The sequence below is a fragment of the Promicromonospora kroppenstedtii DSM 19349 genome (assembly GCF_000515355.1).
In the GTDB taxonomy this organism is placed as follows: Bacteria; Actinomycetota; Actinomycetes; order Actinomycetales; family Cellulomonadaceae; genus Promicromonospora; species Promicromonospora kroppenstedtii.
Map to the genome: position 1 here is coordinate 36,169 of NZ_KI911742.1, position 1,486 is coordinate 37,654.

General features: G+C 74.8%; 1 protein-coding gene. It reads right to left on the minus strand.

Annotated elements, in window-relative coordinates; genetic code table 11:
* The coding region (locus tag PROKR_RS23795; protein WP_036968600.1) for an ABC transporter ATP-binding protein at nt 1-1,486 on the minus strand (1,486 nt) is incomplete at both ends.

The following is a 1,486-nucleotide window of genomic DNA, read 5'->3' on the forward strand; positions in this document are numbered from 1 at the left end:
ACCACGCGGCCGTGGTCGAGGACCGCCACGAGGCCGGCGCGCTCGATGGTGCCGAGGCGGTGGGCGATGAGCACGCCGGTGCGCCCGCTGAGCAGCCGGTCGGACGCCGCGACCACGCGGGCCTCGGTGAGCGGGTCCATGCGCGCCGTGGCCTCGTCGAGCACGACGAGCTGCACGTGCCGCACCAGCAGCCGCGCGAACGCGACGAGCTGCTCCTCCCCCGCGGACAGCGTGGTGCCGCCGGGGCCGAGGAGCGTGTCGAGGCCGTCGGGCAGGCCGGCGGTCCAGTCGGTCAGGCCGAGCTCGCGGACCGCCGCCTCGATGTCGGCACGCGGCACGTCGGCGAACAGGGCGATGTTCTCCGCGAGCGTGCCGGCGATGATCTCCGTGCGCTGGGTGACCACGCCCACGGCGCCGCGCAGCTTCTGCAGGTCCAGGTCGCGCACGTCGGCACCGCCGAGGAACACCGACCCCCGCTCCGGCTCGACGGCGCGCGACAGCAGCGCGGCCAGCGTCGACTTGCCCGAGCCAGTGCGGCCCACGAGGGCCACGGTCTCACCGGCGGGGACCAGCAGGTCCACGCCGCTCAGGGCGAACGTGCCCTCGTCGTAGGCGAAGGTCAGGTCGCGCAGCTCGAGGCCCAGCGGCCCTTCGGGGAGGTCGTCGCCGCCCTCGGGCTCCGGCTCGACCTCCAGCATCTGGCGGATGCGCAGCACCGCGCCGAGGCCCTCCTGGATGTCGGGCAGGTGGTGCACCAGGTTGTCCATCTGCCCCACGAACATCGCGGTGACCAGGAACAGCGTGACGAGCTGTTCCACCGACAGGCCACCGCCGGCGGCCACGACCGCGCAGGTGACCGCGGTGCCGGCGAGCAGCGCGTACATCACGAGGCCGGCCCGCCGCAGCAGGCGCTCCTCGACGCGCACCACCGCGCGGAACTTCTCGTGGACCATCGCCGAGAGCTGCGCGAGGCGCCGCACGGCGAACGCCTGGCCGAGGCTGGTGCGCAGGTCGTTCCGCGCGGCGACCGCCTCCTCGAAGGCGGCGGCGTGGTCGGTCCAGGCGGCCTCCTCGATCACCTTGCGGCGCGCGATCTCGCCGAGCAGCGGCCGGGTGAGCAGGGCGACGATGCCACCCAGCACGGGGAACAGCAGCCAGGCGGGCCACCAGGTGATGCCCGCGATGATCCACATCGGGACGACGCCGACCACGGTGCGGCCGGCGCCCCAGAGCTGGCGGCGCACGAGGGTGCCGACGGCGTGCGTGTCGTCGTCGACCCGGTCGAGCACCTCGCCGACCGCTTGCTCCGAGAGGGTCGCGAGCGGCTGCCGCAGCGCCGCGCTGAGCAGGTCGCTGCGGAGCTTGCCCTCGGCGCGGTCCACGACGCTCGCCCAGGTCACCTGGCCGACGCCGTCGAACACCGCACCGCCGACCACGCACACGGCGAGCAGGACCAGCCCGACGACGGTCGCGTCGGCGGCCAGCC